Source organism: Mycolicibacterium hodleri (genome assembly GCF_025822245.1).
Classification (GTDB): Bacteria; Actinomycetota; Actinomycetes; order Mycobacteriales; family Mycobacteriaceae; genus Mycobacterium; species Mycobacterium hodleri.
In genome coordinates this window covers 74219-90844 of the sequence record NZ_JACKTL010000052.1, presented here as the reverse complement: position 1 = coordinate 90844, position 16626 = coordinate 74219, and the positions used below count along the sequence as shown (strand labels likewise).

16 protein-coding genes, 1 pseudogene and 1 riboswitch are annotated in these 16626 nt (G+C 65.5%); of the genes and pseudogenes, 13 read left to right on the top strand and 4 right to left on the bottom strand.

What is annotated here, in order from left to right; translation table 11 throughout:
• The first annotated feature begins 12 nt into the window (after positions 1–12).
• The 7 genes from H7J06_RS22250 to H7J06_RS22220 all read left to right on the top strand — a co-directional run bounded on the left by H7J06_RS22250 (position 13) and on the right by H7J06_RS22220 (position 5021).
• On the top strand, positions 13–1494 hold the full coding sequence (locus H7J06_RS22250; RefSeq protein WP_264041340.1) for a terminase large subunit domain-containing protein: 1482 nt from the start codon (positions 13–15) through the stop codon (positions 1492–1494).
• The gene (locus H7J06_RS22245; protein WP_264041338.1) at positions 1476–2525 is read left to right on the top strand and encodes a phage portal protein; all 1050 of its coding nucleotides are present in this window, start codon (positions 1476–1478) and stop codon (positions 2523–2525) included. The genes H7J06_RS22250 and H7J06_RS22245 overlap by 19 nt, the downstream gene beginning before the upstream one ends.
• A gap of 4 nt (positions 2526–2529) precedes the next feature.
• Positions 2530–2883, top strand: a complete 354-nt coding sequence (locus H7J06_RS22240) for a phage portal protein (protein ID WP_264041336.1) — start codon at positions 2530–2532, stop codon at positions 2881–2883.
• Positions 2884–2962: 79 nt separating this feature from the next.
• Positions 2963–3352 carry a hypothetical protein gene (locus H7J06_RS22235; RefSeq protein ID WP_264041334.1) on the top strand — a complete coding sequence of 130 codons (390 nt, stop codon included), beginning with the start codon at positions 2963–2965 and terminating at the stop codon, positions 3350–3352.
• A 156-nt stretch (positions 3353–3508) separates the two neighbouring features.
• Complete coding sequence (locus tag H7J06_RS22230) at positions 3509–4357, top strand: phage major capsid protein (RefSeq protein WP_264041332.1); 849 nt, start codon at positions 3509–3511, stop codon at positions 4355–4357.
• A 2-nt stretch (positions 4358–4359) separates the two neighbouring features.
• Entirely contained in the window at positions 4360–4677 is a 318-nt protein-coding gene (locus H7J06_RS22225; protein ID WP_264041331.1) for a hypothetical protein, read from the top strand.
• Complete coding sequence (locus H7J06_RS22220; protein ID WP_264041329.1) at positions 4674–5021, top strand: hypothetical protein; 348 nt, start codon at positions 4674–4676, stop codon at positions 5019–5021. The genes H7J06_RS22225 and H7J06_RS22220 overlap by 4 nt, the downstream gene beginning before the upstream one ends.
• 495 nt (positions 5022–5516) lie before the next feature.
• Here the strand turns inward: H7J06_RS22220 and H7J06_RS22215 are convergent, their stop codons facing one another.
• Positions 5517–6302 (bottom strand): hypothetical protein, encoded by a 786-nt coding sequence (locus H7J06_RS22215; protein ID WP_264041328.1) that lies wholly within the window; start codon positions 6300–6302, stop codon positions 5517–5519.
• 121 nt (positions 6303–6423) lie between these two features.
• Here H7J06_RS22215 and H7J06_RS22210 point away from each other — a divergent pair, with 121 nt between their 5' ends.
• Positions 6424–6828: a hypothetical protein gene (locus H7J06_RS22210; protein WP_264041326.1), complete on the top strand. Its 405-nt coding sequence runs from the start codon at positions 6424–6426 to the stop codon at positions 6826–6828.
• A 66-nt stretch (positions 6829–6894) separates the two neighbouring features.
• Here H7J06_RS22210 and H7J06_RS22205 read toward each other — a convergent pair.
• Positions 6895–7410 (bottom strand): annotated as a pseudogene (locus H7J06_RS22205) (exodeoxyribonuclease III); the annotation flags it as partial.
• A gap of 73 nt (positions 7411–7483) precedes the next feature.
• On the opposite strand from H7J06_RS22205, the gene ephH reads away from it, so the two are divergent.
• Positions 7484–8329, top strand: a complete 846-nt coding sequence (gene ephH, locus H7J06_RS22200) for an epoxide hydrolase EphH (protein WP_264041325.1) — start codon at positions 7484–7486, stop codon at positions 8327–8329.
• Between the two features lie 9 nt (positions 8330–8338).
• Here ephH and H7J06_RS22195 read toward each other — a convergent pair whose 3' ends face one another.
• Both H7J06_RS22195 and H7J06_RS22190 read right to left on the bottom strand, forming a co-directional pair.
• Positions 8339–9556, bottom strand: a complete 1218-nt coding sequence (locus H7J06_RS22195; protein ID WP_275079744.1) for an NADP-dependent isocitrate dehydrogenase — start codon at positions 9554–9556, stop codon at positions 8339–8341.
• A gap of 32 nt (positions 9557–9588) precedes the next feature.
• Positions 9589–11823, bottom strand: coding sequence for an NADP-dependent isocitrate dehydrogenase (locus H7J06_RS22190; protein WP_264041322.1), 2235 nt, complete (start codon positions 11821–11823; stop codon positions 9589–9591).
• A 196-nt stretch (positions 11824–12019) separates the two neighbouring features.
• On the opposite strand from H7J06_RS22190, the gene H7J06_RS22185 reads away from it, so the two are divergent.
• From H7J06_RS22185 to H7J06_RS22170, 4 genes are all read left to right on the top strand, one after another.
• Entirely contained in the window at positions 12020–13078 is a 1059-nt protein-coding gene (locus tag H7J06_RS22185; protein WP_264041320.1) for an esterase/lipase family protein, read from the top strand.
• Positions 13079–13122: 44 nt separating this feature from the next.
• Positions 13123–13255, top strand: a riboswitch (SAM riboswitch).
• A 133-nt stretch (positions 13256–13388) separates the two neighbouring features.
• On the top strand, positions 13389–14723 hold the full coding sequence (locus tag H7J06_RS22180; protein ID WP_264041318.1) for a bifunctional o-acetylhomoserine/o-acetylserine sulfhydrylase: 1335 nt from the start codon (positions 13389–13391) through the stop codon (positions 14721–14723).
• Positions 14724–14751: 28 nt separating this feature from the next.
• Positions 14752–15882, top strand: a complete 1131-nt coding sequence (metX, locus tag H7J06_RS22175) for a homoserine O-acetyltransferase MetX (RefSeq protein ID WP_308205816.1) — start codon at positions 14752–14754, stop codon at positions 15880–15882.
• Positions 15879–16613 (top strand): class I SAM-dependent methyltransferase, encoded by a 735-nt coding sequence (locus tag H7J06_RS22170; RefSeq protein WP_264041316.1) that lies wholly within the window; start codon positions 15879–15881, stop codon positions 16611–16613. Before metX ends, H7J06_RS22170 begins: the two co-directional genes overlap by 4 nt.
• Positions 16614–16626: the final 13 nt, after the last annotated feature.

The following is a 16626-nucleotide window of genomic DNA, read 5'->3' as shown; positions in this document are numbered from 1 at the left end:
AGCAATGCTGTCATGAGTGCCGGCCCAAAGAGAGCTGTGGACGCTTCGCCGCTGCCGTGGCGTCCACGCTCTTCGGGTTCCGCGCGCTTCGAGGCATTTTGCCTCCGATTCATCAGGGTTCCGAAGGGCGCGGGGGCGCTCGCTCCACTTCGGCTTCGCCCCTGGCAGATAGAGCTAGTCGGTAGCGTTCTAGACGCCGAGCGGACTCCCCGCATTGCCGGATGGGCGCTGCCTCGTGGGCAAGGAAAATCCACTCTCGTCGCTGCTTTGGGCCTCTACGAACTGATGACCGGTGGCGAGGGAGCCACGGTCATCGTCGCGGCGGTTGACGAGCGCCAGGCAGGCATTGTCTTCGGTATCGCCCGCCGAATGGTCGAGCTGTGCCCTGAGCTTGAGTCGCGGGTGCAAGCGTTCAAGGACAAGTTGGTAGTGCCGAGTCGCGGTGCCTCGTTCCAGTGCTTGCCGTCCACCCCGGCATCCCTTGAGGGTCTTGACTATTCGCTCGCAATCTGCGACGAGATCGGACGACAGGATCCCGAGACGTGGCAGGTGATCGCCTTGGCGTCGGGCAAGCGGGAGCGATCGACGCTGATTGGCATTGGTACACCCGGCCCACGGGAGGACAACGTCCTGGCGCAGCTTCGCGCCTATGCCCAGGAGCATCCGGAGGACGGTTCGCAGGTCTACGTTGAGTTCAGCGCAGCGGGCTTCGAGCACGTCCATCCCGTTGACTGTGCGCATTGCTGGGAGCTAGCCAATCCGGCGTTGGATGACTACCTCTACCGCGACGCCCTCCAGGCGCTGCTGCCACCCAAGACGAGCGAGGCCAACTTCCGACGAGCTCGGCTGTGCCAGCCCGTTCACACGAACAGTGACCCGCCGCTGCCACCTGGGGTATGGGACGGCCTGGCTGACGGGGGAGAGATTCCCGCCGGATCGCGGGTAGTCATCGCGTTCGATGGAAGCTACAGCGGTACCGACGCCACGGTGCTCGTGGCCGCGACGGTCTCGCCCAAGCCACACGTACAGCTCATCCAGTGGTGGGGTCGGCCTGATCCGAAGGACACCGAGTACCGCGTGCCCATCCTGGAGGTGGAGCAGGCCATCAGAGACGCGTGCCGCCGTTGGGACGTAGTCGAGATAGCCGCCGATAGTTACCGCTGGCAGCGGTCCCTGGCTGTGCTGGAGGCAGATGGCCTGCCCGTCAGGGACTTTCCCCAAAGCATCTCCCGCATGTCGGCAGCCACCTCGGGATTCCTTGACGCCTGCCGCAACGAACAACTGAGTCATTCAGCCCACCCACTGATTGGCGAGCACCTGAACAACGCCGTCCTGACAGAGGACGGGCGCGGTGGGCGACTGGTGAAGGCCAACCGGTCCCGACATGCGGGCCGTATCGACGCCGCAGTTACCGCCGTGATGGCGGTATCGCGGGCCACCTGGCACGCCACCAAGCCGAAGAAGTCAAAGAAAGCGTGGAGTTTCCCGTCGTGAGTTCACCCCTACTGATCGAGATGCAGCAGCGCCTGTCAGCCGGTCTGCACCGTCGATCCGAAAACCGTTCCTACTGGGATGGCAAGCAACCTCTGGCGTTCCTGGCCCCCGAAGCCCGTGCCGCACTGGGCAGCCGCTTCGGGACACTGTCGGTCAACTTCGCTCGCGTGTCGATTACCGCACTGACAGAGCGGGTGCGGCTGAATGGCTTTGACGGCGTGCCGGTTTGGGACGATCTGCTGGCCCTGGACTACGACCAGCTTGCAGACACCCTGCACCGTGAAGCTCTCCTGCAGGGCGAGGCGTTCGCCCTGGTGTGGGCCGACGAGCAGGGCAATCCCACGATTACCATCGAGTCCGGTGAGACCGTGACCGTCAAGCGCGACGACGTGACCCGCAAGATCGTCGCCGGTATTAAGCAGGTCACGGTGAACACCACGCCAGCGACCGACGGACATACCGATGTCTGGCTCTTCACTGCCGAGACCGTGGAACATTGGCGAAGCAACACCCCGAACGGTGGCGGGGAGTTCCAGCTACTCGACACAGTTCCGAACACGCTCGGCGTCGTTCCCATCGTCAGCTTCACCAACGCTGACCTCCTGCCCTCGACCTGGCGAGGCACCCCGTACCTAGAGTACTCAGGCGAGTCGGAGATCGAACCGCTCAAGTGCCTCATCGACGGACTCGCCAAGACCATTGCCGATCTCGCGGTCGCGCAGGAGTTCACGGCCCGCCCGCGCCGTTGGGCCACGGGCATCGAAGCGGTTGAGGAGGTCATTCTCGACGCTGACGGCAACCCCGTACTTGATGACGACGGCAACCCAAGTACCCGGTCGGTCAATCCTATTCCGGAGGGCAGTCGGGCGATGCTCTCGGCGAATGACCAGGCCCGGTTCGGCCAGCTCGACGGCGCGAACCTGGCGGGATTCCGCACCTCTGTAGACATCTGGGTGCAGGCCATCATGACCGTCTCGGCCGTGCCGCCGCACATGGCCGGGTGTCACCACGGCCAATCCGTCGACCAGTGAAGCGATGCAAGCTGCGGAAGCTGGTCTGACCGCGCGGGCTGAGAGCAAGGCCAAGTTGTTCGGGCGTTCCCATGAGCAGGTGGCTCGCCTGGTCTACGCCATCCGACACGGCGTGGACGTACGGACCGTCAAGGTGCGAGCCATCTGGGGGCCGTTCGATGTGCGCAGCGAATCTGCCGCCGCCGACGCCGCCGCGAAGCTGATGGGCAGTGGCGTCATGAGTCGTCGCCTGCTGTTGGCGCGAATGGGCCTGTCGCAGGACCAGATCGAACGTGAGATGGCCGAAATCAACTCCGACGCACAGAATGCCCGCGACATCACCATGGGCCGCTACGTAGCCGGTCTGCAGGACCGTTAGCCCCACTCACTCCACCCGCACCCCAAAGTCGCTCAGCGTCGCTCCCAGGGGTGCGCAATCGCACCACATAAGGACAGGCATGCCAGAAGAGAACGCCCAAGAGGTTGTCGAGAATCCCGCCCAGGTCATCGCCGATGATCCCGCCGACGAACCGAAGACCTATGACGCCGACTATGTCAACGGTCTCAAGAAAGAGGCAATCGACCACCGGCACAAGGCCACCACTCTGGCCACCCGCTTGCACACCGAGTTGGTGCGCCAGACGGGACGCCTGGCCGATCCCGCCGAACTTGGATTCGACCCCACTCATCTGGACGACCCCGAGGCGCTGAGCGCCGCAATCGACGAACTCCTCACGCGCAAGCCGCATTACGCCGCCCGCACCCCGCACGGCAACGTCGGGCAGGGGGCGAAGGACCAAGGTGCGCAGCCGGGGAATCTCATCTCAACCCTCAAGTCGTTCGTGTAGTTCCATGAGATAATGGTGGAAGCGGGAGTGATTCCCGCGCCATTCTCATTTCGGGTGCGATGCCCATTCCCGCCGGACGTGATGTCCGCCGCAATGCAGGGCGTGATGCCCTAGCCGCATGCGATGAAAAGTTCTATCTCGGAAAGAGATTCCCTCATGGCAATCGCCATTCCCACCGGCAACACGTCGGCAATCAACGCTGCACTGTCCCAGGCCGTCGTCGGCCCCCTGCAGGAGAAGTCCACCTTCCTGTCCCTGCCCGGTATCAACATCGTGGACACCGCCGCACCGCTGCGCATTCCGCTGTCGGCGACCACCGCACCGGCAGCCGCGTTCACCGCCCCCGGCGACGAGATCGCTCAGCAGAACGTCGGCCTCACCGAGAAGGTGCTACTGCCCACTGAGCGAGTCGGCATCAAGTCGCTGACCGCCGTGTCCAACGAGCTGATCCGCATGGCTCAGCTCAACCTGGAGTCGGTACTTCAGCAGCGCATCGTTGAGGACGCCGCCGTGGTCCTCGACGCCGCCCTCTGGAACGGCGCTGGCACCGCCGACTCCATCACCGGCGTCCTGCACGGCGTGACCGCCACCAGCTCCGCTGACCTGCTGACCGATCCCGACGTGCTCATCGACGCCCTGGCCGAGATGGCCGAAAGCTATGTGACCCCAACGGTTCTCGTGATGCGTCCGACTACGTATGCGGCGCTTCGTAAGATCAAGGTGTCCAGCACTGACAACCGCTACGTGATCGACCCCGCCGCTGCGTTCGCCGTTGGTCAGCAGAACCTCTTCGGCGTGGCCGTGGTGACCACCACCGCGGTACCCGCCAACAGTGTGGCCATCCTCGACACGTCGCACATCTGGGTTGGTCGTGACATCGACTCCTCGGTCGTGGTCCTCACTGAGGCACTTGGCACCAAGGACAGCATCGGCATCCGCGCCGTCTCCCGCTACGACGTGCTGACCACACACGCGGCGGCAGTCCAGCTCTACAAGGCCAGCTAGCAATGGCGGCACCGGACAGTGCCGCTCTCGCCGCGTTCCTCGGCAGGTCCGTGAACTCAACGCAGGCCACGGCGGTACTCCAAGTGGTGACGGCACTCGCGAAGTCCTACACCCGTGGACAGGGATTCACCGCCGACGGACCTGCCGAGGACATCGCAGCGGCCATCCTCACCGCGTCAGCACGATTGATCAGCAACAGTTCAGGTCTGCTGTACGACGAGACCGAAGGACCGTCCTCGGTGAGTTACCGGTCTGCGTTCCAAGGGTTCTCAGTCGGTGAGCAGTCGACATTGAACCGGTACCGGGTACGGGCACTGTGATCGGCACCGTCTACCGCGCATCAAAGCGGGACGCACATGGAGACCCGGTCGACCAGCACGGCAACGCCGTTCGCCTCAGCGGTGACGGCGCGAAGCTCGGCACCATCGACGGAATGATCATCGGTGCCCGCACGTCGGACACCCTGGCCGTTCGCGGTGATGTTGTGTCGACCGCTGGTCTGATCGGTTGGCCCGCGTCGTCGGAAATATCCCCGCAGGCGGGTGACGTGGTCGAGCTGGACGGCCAACGGTTCGCGATCACCGGCCCCACCATCTGGGGCAGGCCGCACTCGTTGACGGGATCACCGGCCCGCTACTGCTGGATAACCGCCAGCGCGAACTAGAAGACTTGCCGTCCGTCCAATAGTCCTATGACGGGGATGAACACGGGCGGCACCCAACACGCCACCGAACGCGCCTCACGGCGCAAGGCTGTAAGGCAGCCTGCCAATCGGTGGCCAGGCGGGACTCAATCCCCCGCCGCACGCCCCTGGTCGGATGGGACCGATGCAGGGGCACATACTTCCCGAGAGTCGGTCTCGGGTGTGTGCGCCGTCCTCCACCTGGCAGCACCGCCAAACCCCCGCTGGTCCGCCAGCGGGGGTTTGTGCATTTTGGGTGCCCACATCATCGGGGGAAGGAGGGCTTTGTGGCACCCAAACATATTGCACTGCTTGATGATTCGTGCGCGCGGAGTTAGTGTCCTGGCCATGAATTCATCGGAGACCACTCACTGCCCCACCTGCCTGATCCGGATGCCCCACGGCCACCGCGTACCCGCAATGACGCCCGTGGCGCTCACCGACTCAGAACGCGCACTGTGGGAGAAGGTTAAGCCACTACCCCTGGCCTGAGTCCACGGCAGGCGAGACGTTCTCGATAGGCAAGCCCTGCGCCCATTCCTTGAGGTGCGGTGATCGCAGAGCGTTCTCAAGGACAGTGCGATTCTCAACTGGTACCTCACCGCTATTCGCGTACGCCTGGATGAACCGTTGAAGAACCGGCACATCCTCAATGTCGATGGTGTGTTGGTAACTGACGCCCCGCATGTCGCCGTGCAGGCTCATTACAAGGTTGATGACCGTCGAAAGTTGGGAGCCAATTAAGTCTCCACTCCCGAGCAGTGTCGGCACATCGGGGACGTTCGTTAACGGAGTCTCAACGAGAGCGCCTTGCTCGTAAGCTAAGACCATCTCCTGGAGAGTGCGCTTCGCTTGGGCAACGCTTTCGAGGTCCTGGTAATCGAGTGGGATAGTCCGGTAGACCGTGACGTCGAACGGAAGGGGCGAACCATCGCTGATCTGGATGTAAGGCTTATTGGCGGCGTGCCGGATGGCGAGTTCGTAGAAAACGTTGGCGTTGTTGCCGGTCAGGTCGAAGATCGCGATATCCGCCGATACAACGTGGCTCATGATCTGAGTCGTGATTGACCCGGCGACGGCGAGTTGATCAGCCCTGTTGACTGTGTAACCCATCGGCTGAACCGTCTCCGCGATGACGTGTTCCAGAATGAGGTCACTCCTCTTCCTGATCTCCGAGTTGTCCGGTCCAATTGGGGACGCCACGAAGCACGTCTTGCCCCGATCCGGCTCACCCGACAGTTGCGCAACGTTCATCTCAACCACCTGAGACCTCCTCTACTTTCCAGACTTAACCATGTCCGCGGATTCCCGTGCCGAACGCAACGCGAAATGGTCCCTTCGTGCACGTCAGACTGCTGTCGTTGCGCCGAGTAAGTTGATTGCCATGCCTAATCACGAACCGCTCAAGATCGTGGGAACCGAAGCCCACACCCCGGAGGGTCGGCGCTACGACTCGGAGAAGTACACCGTGCGCCTGACCCTCAATCGGCAACTGACCGACTTTGAGCGCCAGTGGATCAACACCACCGCGTATCAGACCGGTGCCCGCCCGTTGGGTATTAGCGGGGCCAACCCGCAGACCTTGCCGCGCACATTGATGATTTCCGACACGACACTGGAAGAGGTCGCCGCCGCCCGCGATGACATCAAGGCGTTCGTGGCAGCAGTCGAGACCAATGGTCACGAAGCCGAGCGGCAAGCACTGGACGAGGCGGATGCGTATGTCAACGCCGCCCGCGCCGAAGAGATCCGCCGCAAGGCCATTGCCGACTCCATTGACTGGACGTAGCCAAACACTCGTTGTGATGCAATTAACAGCGGCGTTGTCGCAGGTCAGCGCCCTAGGCCAACATTAGTGCCCGCGAACATCCTTGATGTCGTTCTCGGTGTGACCGATGTTCCAGTCGCCGCACAGCACGGCGTCGCGTCCCGCGCGCAGCAGGACCGCCATCCTCGCGGCGATCGCAGCCAGGAAGCGCTCCTTCTCGCGCTGACGCTCCGTCTCGGCCTCCCCGGTGGGCACGTAGACACTCGCGACGGTGAGGCCGGCGGTCTCGACCTCGACGTAGCGGCCGTGAGCGGCGAACTCGTTGGCACCCGGACCGATCAGGGTGCGCGTGATCGGGTGCCGGCTCAACACGGCAACACCGTTGCGGCCCTTGAGGTGTGGATCGGCGGACGCCAGGTGCCAGCCGCCGCCGAGGGCAGGGGCCAGGGCCTCGGCGAGCTGATCGTCGTCGGCGCGGGTCTCCTGCAGACAGACCACGTCGGCCGACGTCTGGTCGAGCCAGGGCAGGAGGCCGAGGTTCTCGGCGGAGCGTTCCTTGACGGCGGCGCGGATGCCGTTGACGTTGACGGTGCTGACGATCACGAGGGACAGACCCTAGCCGACGAGCCCGTCACCATTCTTGCGGTACCGCCGGTATCACCTTAGGGTCGGCGACATGACGACGCGTGACCCGATCCACCTCGGCGACCCCGGCGGAGAGCCGATCCTGATGCTGCATCCATTCCTGTGCTCGCAGGCGGTGTGGCGCACGGTCGCCGAGCAGCTGGCCGACACCGGCGAGTACGAGGTGTTCGCACCGACGATGGTCGGCCACCACGGCGGCCCCAAGGCGAGCTCGTGGTTCATGGGCACGTCCGATCTGGTCGACGACGTGGAACGACGGATGGACGAGCTGGGCTGGGACACCGCCCACGTCGTCGGCAACTCGCTGGGCGGCTGGGTGGCCTTCGAGCTGGAGCGCCGCGGCCGCGCCCGGTCGGTGACGGCGATCGCGCCGGCCGGCGGCTGGTCGCAACACTCGCCCACCAAGTACGAGACGGTGCTGAAGTTCCTCGCCGGCGGGCCCGTGCTGCTGGCGGCGCGCCTGCTGGGCCCCCGAATCCTGGGCCTGCCGTTTGCGCGACGCATCGCGACGCTGGCCGTGAGCGGTCCGGCGGACGGGCCAAGCCATCCGGATCTGGTCGACCTCGTCGACGACGCCACGCACTGCTCGGCCTACTTCCAGCTCTTGGTGAAGACGTTGCGCCTGCCCGGACTGCTGGAGTTGGCCAACGTCGCGGTCCCCACGCAACTGGTGCTGTGCGAGAAGGACCGGGTCTTCCCCACCCCGCGCGGCAACCGATATCTCATCGACAACCTGCCGCCCGACACCCAGGTGGTCCGTCTCGAGGGCCTCGGTCACATCCCGATGCTGGAGGCGCCGGGTCGGGTCACCGAATTGATCGCCGACTTCGTCGGGTCGCTCGCCGAACGCGAACGGGAGATTCCGCCGGCGGGTTAGGGCATCGGGTCAGGCCAGGGCCCTCTTGAGGTGATCGGCGATGGTGGCCAGGTACTCCTCGCTGGTCTGCCAGCTCTGCTCCGGTCCGATCAACAGCGCCAGATCCTTGGTCATGTAGCCGCCCTCGACGGTGCCGATGACCACCTCCTCGAGGGTCTCGGCGAACTCGACGACCGCCGGGGTGCCGTCCAGCTTGCCCCGATGGGCCAGGCCCCTGGTCCATGCGAAGATCGAGGCGATCGGGTTGGTCGAGGTCGGCTTGCCCGCCTGGTGCTGCCGGTAGTGCCGGGTGACGGTGCCGTGCGCGGCCTCCGCCTCGACGGTCTGCCCGTCGGGTGTCATCAAGACCGACGTCATCAACCCGAGTGAGCCGTAACCCTGTGCGACGGTGTCGGATTGAACGTCGCCGTCGTAGTTCTTGCACGCCCAGACGTAGCCGCCCTCCCACTTGAGACAGGAGGCCACCATGTCGTCGATGAGGCGGTGCTCGTAGGTCAGGCCCTTGGCGTCGAACTCGGCCTTGAACTCCTCGTCGAAGATGCGCTGGAACTCGTCCTTGAACATCCCGTCGTAGCCCTTGAGGATCGTGTTCTTGGTCGACAGGTAGACCGGATAGTTCTGCTGCAGACCGTATCTGAACGACGATCGGGCGAAGTCCTGGATCGACTTCTTGAAGTTGTACATCCCCATGATGACGCCGCCCTCGTCGGGGATTTGCACCACGTCGTGCACCATCGGCTCACTGCCGTCGGCCGGGGTGAACGTCACGGTGAACGTACCGGGCCCGTCGACCTTCGCGTTGAAGGCCCGGTACTGATCACCGAACGCATGCCGGCCCATGATGATCGGCTTGGTCCAGCCGGGCACCAGCCGGGGCACGTTGTGGATGACGATCGGAGCACGGAAGATCGTGCCGCCGAGGATGTTTCGGATGGTGCCGTTGGGCGACAGCCACATCTGCTTGAGCCCGAACTCGGAGACCCTGGCCTCGTCCGGCGTGATGGTGGCGCACTTGACGCCGACGTGGTGACGCAGGATGGCATTGGCCGCGTCGACGGTCACCTGGTCGTCGGTCTCGTCGCGGTGCTCGATGCCCAAGTCGTAGTACTCGAGGTCGACGTCGAGATACGGCAGGATCAGCGTCTGCTTGATCAGCTTCCAGATGATGCGGGTCATCTCGTCGCCGTCGAGTTCGACGACCGTGCCGTCGACCTTGATCTTGGACATGTGAGTCACATTACAAGGACCACCGTCACGCGTCAGCCGTGCGCGGACTCCAACGCCTCGTTGAACGTCTTGCTCGGGCGCATCACCGCCGTGACCTTCTCGACGTCCGGGTAGTAGTAACCACCGATGTCGACCGAATCACCCTGCACGCCATTGAGTTCGGAGACGATGGTCTCCTCGTTGTCGGCCAACGCCTTGGCCAGCGGCCCGAAGTAGTCGGCCAGCTCGGCGTCCTCGGTCTGCGCGGCGAGCTCCTGCGCCCAGTACATGGCCAGGTAGAACTGGCTGCCCCGGTTGTCGAGCTCGCCGGTCTTGCGCGACGGGTTCTTGTTCTCGTCCAACAGCTTTCCGGTGGCCGCGTCCAGCGTCGTGGCGAGGATCTTGGCCTTCTGGTTGTCCTCCTTGGAACCGAGCCCCTCGAGACTGGCGGCCAACGCGAGGAACTCGCCGAGGGAATCCCAGCGCAGGTGGTTCTCCTCCACCAGCTGGCTGACGTGCTTGGGTGCCGACCCGCCCGCACCGGTCTCGTACAACCCGCCGCCGGCCATCAGGGGCACGATGGACAGCATCTTCGCGCTGGTGCCCAGCTCCAGGATCGGGAACAGGTCGGTCAGGTAGTCGCGCAGGATGTTGCCGGTGGCGGCGATCGTGTCCTGGCCGCGCATCGCGCGTTCGATGGTGTGCCGCATCGCCCGCTCTTGGCTCATGATCGAGATGTCGAGACCCTCGGTGTCGTGGTCCGCGAGGTAGGTGGTGACGAGTGCCCGCAGCTCGTTCTCGTGCGGGCGTTCCTGGTCGAGCCAGAACACCACCGGCATGCCGGAGTCACGCGCCCTGGTGACCGCGAGCTTCACCCAGTCCCGGATGGGGGCGTCCTTCACGACGGGCATGCGCCAGATGTCGCCCTCCTCGACGTTCTGCGTGAGCAGCACCTCGCCGGTGTCGACGTCGACGATGTCGGCGACGCCGTCTTCGGGAATCTCGAAGGTCTTGTCGTGGCTGCCGTACTCCTCGGCCTTCTGCGCCATCAGGCCGACGTTGGGCACGGTGCCCATCGTCGTGGGGTCGAACTGGCCGTGGGTCTTGCAGAAGTTGACGATCTCCTGGTAGATGCGGGAGAACGTCGACTCGGGGTTGACGGCCTTGGTGTCCTTGAGCTTGCCGTCGGCGCCGTACATCTTGCCGCCGGCGCGGATCATCGCCGGCATGGACGCGTCGACGATCACGTCGCTGGGCGAGTGGAAGTTGGTGATGCCCTTCGCCGAGTCGACCATCGCCAGCTCGGGGCGGTGCTCGTGGCAGGCGTGCAGGTCGCGGATGATCTCTTCGTGCTGCGTCGCGGGCAGCGACTCGATCTTGGCGTAGAGGTCGCTCAAGCCGTTGTTGACGTTGACGCCCAGTTCGTCGAACAGCTGCTGGTGCTTGGCGAACGCGTCCTTGTAGAACACCTTGACGGCGTGTCCGAAGACGATGGGGTGGCTGACCTTCATCATCGTCGCCTTGACGTGCAGCGAGAACATCACGCCGGTCTCGTAGGCGTCCTGCATCTCCGTCTCGAAGAACTCACACAGCGCCTTCTTGCTCATGAACATGCTGTCGATGACGTCGCCCGCGTCGAGCTTCACCTCGGGCTTGAGCACCAGGGTCTCGCCGCTCTTGGTCTTCAGCTCCATCCGCACGGTGTGGGCCTCGTCCAGCGTCAACGACTTCTCACCGTGGTAGAAGTCGCCGTGCCTCATCGTCGCCACGTGGGTGCGCGAGGCCTGCGACCACTTCCCCATGCTGTGCGGGTGCTTGCGGGCGTACTCCTTGACGGCCTTGGGCGCGCGGCGGTCCGAGTTGCCTTCGCGCAGTACGGGGTTCACCGCACTGCCCAGGCAGGTGCCGTAGCGCTGCTTGATCGTCTTCTCTTCCTCGGTCTTCGGCTCGCCCGGATAGTCCGGAAGGTCGTAGCCCTTGGCCTTGAGCTCCTTGATGGCGTTCAGCAGCTGCGGCACCGAGGCGCTGATGTTCGGCAGCTTGATGATGTTGGTCTCCGGCAGCTGCGTCAGCTTGCCGAGCGCGCCAAGGTTGTCCGGCACCCGCTGCTCTTCGGTCAGGTAGTCGGAGAACTCGGCCAGGATGCGGGCCGCGACGGAGATGTCGCTGGTTTCGACCTCGATGCCGGCGGCGCCGGCGAAGGCGCGCAACACCGGGAGGAAGGCGTACGTCGCAAGCAGCGGCGCCTCGTCGGTCAGCGTGTAGATGATGGTCGGCTGCTCAGTCACTTGTCTGTCTCCCGGCGTCACGGTCGGTCTGCGTTCACGGTCATTATCGCGTCGAGTACGAACCTACGCGTAGCTCTCCTGCCGTAGATGGCGTGGGTGACCCGCGTCGACCCGACCACCGACCGGTACATGCCGCCGGTCACACCGTCGACGAATCGCGCCTAATTGACGCAAGGGAAAGTTACGATGCCGCCTCGTGAGGCGACTACTGGCAGCGGCCACCGCAATCCTGACGATGGTGCTGACGGCCAGCTGTGGCACGGAGCCCGCCGCACCGCAGGAACCCCAGAAACGTCCGGCCTCCCAAGCCGTCGTGATCGTCTCCGGCGGGGACGCGACCAGCCCGTTCACCACCCCCGACCAGGCCTGCGCCACCGGTCTGGCCGCCGGCAACACCGACACCGCCCTGCGCGCACACCTGCTGAAGCAGGGCTACGCCGTCTTCACCTCACCGGCCATGGCCGGTCGTGGGCAGGTGGTGGACCAGACCGGTTTCGGCCCCTTCGGAATCTGCCCGGTCACGCTGCCGGAGAACATGACGGTCGACTCGACCGCCAGCATCGACACCGCCGGCGAACACCTGGCCCGCTTCCTCGACTGGCTGCACGCCAACAAGGGAGTCACCGACGTCGACGTCGTCGCCCACTCGATGGGCGGCCTGTACTCACGGGCCGCCATCCGGGTCCTGACCAGCACGAACTCACCGGTGCACGTCCGATCGCTGACCACCCTGGGCACGCCCTGGCAGGGCTCCTACCTGTCGGACTACGCCAACGGGAACCTGCCCCTGAGCGACTGCCTTGGCAACCACCTCTGCGAATCCGCGATGACGGGCATGAAGGACGAAGTGCTGCGCCTGATGTCCGGCAGCGGCCGCGAGGTCAACCAGGCCTTCCTGATGGGCGCGAACGGGTGGAACCAGTTCCAATCCGGGGTGCTCGACCAGATCCCGGTCGTGTTGATCGCCGGGAAGAGGTTCACCATGCCGGGCAAGGTCAATCCCGCCGTGTGGCCCAACGACGGACTGGTCGCCCTGTCCAGCGCGCACGCGGTCGACGTCGCCGACTCGGTACTGCCGCACCGTCGCTGCTACACCGTCGACGACACCCACAGCATCTTCGTCTCCAATGCCGCCGGGCTGGAGTGGAATACGGCGATGACGTGGGACCCACGGGTCCTCGACCTGGTGCACCAATCGATCGAGGACGCCCCCAAGGCACTCGACGCGCCCACCCGCCAGGGCTGCCCCACGTAGAACCCACTGGCACCACCAACGGATCACGAGATACGCTTCGTTTCGGTCATGAGTGCCAGCGTCAAGCCCCGGCTCGCTGGCCGGCAACCCTCCAACCGCGGTGGGGTGCCCCGGGTGATTGACCAGGTTGAGTAGTCGTTCGGACGACACCGAACGGCTACACGGCAAGCGCGGGCCCGCCATGACGGGCCCCTTAGTAGACAGGGAAACCTGATGCGGAGGCCCCCGTTGTGTTGTTGACGCTGAACCATTCCCACACCTGATTCGTGCCGCCAGGGCACCCCCATCTCATTTCAGGAGACATTCCTTCATGACCGACGACTTCGACCCGACTGCCACATGGGCATTCGAGACCAAGCAGGTGCACGCCGGCCAGAGCCCCGACGTCGCCACCGGCGCGCGTGCGCTGCCGATCTACCAGACCACGTCGTATGCCTTCCGAGACACCGACCACGCGGCGGCCCTGTTCGGGCTGGCCGAGCCGGGCAACATATACACCCGCATCATGAACCCCACCCAGGACGTCGTCGAACAACGCATCGCGGCACTGGAAGGCGGTGTCGCCGCGCTGTTCCTGTCCTCGGGGCAGGCGGCCGAGACCTTCGCGATCCTCAACCTCGCAGGCGCGGGAGACCACATCGTGTCCTCGCCCCGGTTGTACGGCGGCACGTACAACCTCTTCCACTACACGCTGCCGAAGTTGGGCATCGAGACCACCTTCGTCGAGAATCCCGACGACCTGGACTCGTGGCGGGCGGCCGTGCGGCCCAACACCAAGGCGTTCTTCGGTGAGACCATCTCCAACCCGCAGATCGACGTCCTCGACATCCCCGGCGTCGCGGCGGTGGCCCACGAGAACGGCGTCCCGCTGATCGTGGACAACACGATTGCCACGCCGTACCTCATCCAGCCGATCGCCCACGGCGCCGACATCGTGGTGCACTCGGCGACCAAGTACCTGGGCGGGCACGGCACGGCGATCGCCGGCGTGATCGTCGACGGCGGAAACTTCGACTGGACCCAGGGCCGTCACCCCGGCTTCACGACCCCGGACCCCAGCTATCACGGCGTGGTGTTCGCCGAACTCGGACCGCCGGCCTACGCCCTGAAGGCGCGGGTGCAGCTGCTGCGCGACCTCGGCTCGGCGGGCGCACCATTCAACGCCTTCCTCATCGCCCAGGGCCTCGAGACCCTGAGCCTTCGCGTCGAACGGCATGTCGCGAACGCCCAGCGGGTCGCCGAATTCCTCAGCGCTCACGACGGCGTGGTGTCGGTCAACTACGCGGGGCTGCCGACGTCGCCGTGGTATGGCATCGGAAAGAAGTTGGCGCCCAAGGGAACCGGCGCAGTGCTGGCCTTCGAGCTGGCCGGCGGCATCGAGGCCGGCAAGGCGTTCGTCAACGCCTTGACGCTGCACAGCCACGTCGCCAACATCGGCGACGTCCGGTCCCTGGTGATCCACCCCGCCTCGACGACACACGCGCAGCTCTCACCCGCCGAACAACTCGCCACCGGCGTCACGCCCGGGCTGGTCCGGCTGGCCGTCGGAATCGAGGGGATCGACGACATCATCGCCGACCTCGAGCAGGGCTTCGTCGCCGCCAACGCCGTCTCCGCGGCCCCGCAGGCCACGGTCTCGGTGTGACGGTGAACCTCGTCGTGAGAGAAGAGAAGTGACGATCATCGAAGCCCCCGACACTCCCCTGGTGACGCTGCCCGCAGAGGGCGAGATCGGCATCGTCGACGTCGGTTCACTGACCCTGGAGTCCGGGGTGGTTCTCGACGACGTCCGCATCGCGGTGCAGCGGTGGGGTGAGCTGTCGGCGAATCGCGACAACGCCGTCGTCGTCCTGCATGCGTTGACGGGCGATTCCCACGTGACCGGCCCCGCGGGACCCGAGCACCCCACGCCCGGTTGGTGGGACGGAGTGGCCGGACCCGGCGCACCCGTCGACACCGACCGCTGGTGTGCGATCGCCACCAACGTGCTGGGCGGCTGCCGCGGCTCGACCGGCCCCAGTTCGATTGCGCCAGACGGAAAGCCATGGGGGTCGCGGTTCCCCGCGATCACGGTGCGCGACCAGGTCACCGCCGATCTCGCGGCCCTCGCGGCGCTGGGCATCACCCAGGTCGCCGCGGTCGTCGGCGGATCGATGGGCGGTGCCCGCGCACTGGAGTGGATCGTCGGACATCCCGAGACCACCAGGGCGGCACTGGTTCTGGCGGTGGGAGCGCGCGCGACCGCCGATCAGATCGGCACCCAGTGCACGCAGGTGGCGGCCATCAAGGCAGATCCCCACTGGCAGAACGGCGACTACCACGGCACCGGCCGCTCGCCGCAGGACGGCATGGAGATCGCCCGCCGCTTCGCGCACCTGACCTACCGCGGCGAGGCCGAGCTCGACGAGCGGTTCGGCAACGACGCCCAGGGCAACGAGAACCCCGTCACCGGCGGGCGCTACGCGGTGCAGAGCTACCTCGAGCACCAGGGCGGAAAGCTGGCCCGCCGTTTCGACGCCGGCACCTACGTCGCGCTGACCGACGCGTTGAGCAGTCACGACGTCGGCCGCGGCCGGGGTGGGGTGGCGGCAGCCCTGAACCGGGTCACCGTGCCGGTGATCGTCGGAGGCATCACCTCGGATCGCTTGTATCCGTTGCGATTACAGCAGGAGCTGGCTGACCTGCTGCCGACGTGCACCGGGCTCAACGTCGTCGACTCGGCCTTCGGTCACGACGGCTTCCTCGTCGAGACCGACGCGGTCTACGCGTTGATCAGGCAGACACTGGAGTTCGCGGCGACGTGACCACCGACGAAACGCGGCAGCGTTCCCTGTCCTTCGGCGAGGAGGCCGCGGCCTACGAACGGGGCCGACCGTCCTACCCGCCGGAGGCCATCGACTGGCTTCTTCACAGCGGTGCACGCAACGTGCTCGACCTCGGCGCCGGCACCGGCAAGCTGACGATTCGGCTGGTCGAACGCGGGCTCGACGTCATCGCCGTCGACCCCATCCCCGAGATGCTCGAGGTCCTGAGCCGGTCGTTGCCCGACACCCCCGCGCTGCTCGGCAGTGCCGAGGAGATTCCGCTGCCCGACGACAGCGTCGACTCGGTGCTGGTGGCCCAGGCCTGGCACTGGTTCGATCCCGAGCGCGCCATCAAGGAGGTCGCCCGGGTGCTGCGTCCCGGCGGACGCCTGGGCCTGGTATGGAACACCCGCGATGAACGCCTGGGCTGGGTGAAGGATCTCGGCCGCATCGTGGGCCACGAGGAAGACCCGTTCAGCCGCCAGGTCACGCTGCCCGCGCCGTTCGTCGGGCTGGAGCGTCAGCAGTTCGAGTGGACGAGTTACCTGACGCCGCAAGCGCTCATCGACCTGGTGGCGTCGCGGAGCTACTGCATCACCTCCCCTGCCGCGGTGCGCTCCAAGACCCTCGAAGACGTGCGCACGCTGCTGGCGACGCACCCCGCTCTGGTCAACACGACCGGCTTGGCACTGCCGTACATCACGGTGGGGGTGCGGGCCACGCTGGCCTGACCCCCGCCGACTG

Coding starts and splice junctions, on each gene's coding strand:
- H7J06_RS22225 (WP_264041331.1), top strand. CDS start 4,360: ATGGCGGCACCGGACAGTGCCGCTCTCGCCGCGTTCCTCGGCAGGTCC.
- H7J06_RS22230 (WP_264041332.1), top strand. CDS start 3,509: ATGGCAATCGCCATTCCCACCGGCAACACGTCGGCAATCAACGCTGCA.
- ephH (WP_264041325.1), top strand. CDS start 7,484: ATGACGACGCGTGACCCGATCCACCTCGGCGACCCCGGCGGAGAGCCG.
- H7J06_RS22250 (WP_264041340.1), top strand. CDS start 13: ATGAGTGCCGGCCCAAAGAGAGCTGTGGACGCTTCGCCGCTGCCGTGG.
- H7J06_RS22180 (WP_264041318.1), top strand. CDS start 13,389: ATGACCGACGACTTCGACCCGACTGCCACATGGGCATTCGAGACCAAG.
- H7J06_RS22240 (WP_264041336.1), top strand. CDS start 2,530: ATGCAAGCTGCGGAAGCTGGTCTGACCGCGCGGGCTGAGAGCAAGGCC.
- H7J06_RS22195 (WP_275079744.1), bottom strand. CDS start 9,556: ATGTCCAAGATCAAGGTCGACGGCACGGTCGTCGAACTCGACGGCGAC.
- H7J06_RS22210 (WP_264041326.1), top strand. CDS start 6,424: ATGCCTAATCACGAACCGCTCAAGATCGTGGGAACCGAAGCCCACACC.
- H7J06_RS22235 (WP_264041334.1), top strand. CDS start 2,963: ATGCCAGAAGAGAACGCCCAAGAGGTTGTCGAGAATCCCGCCCAGGTC.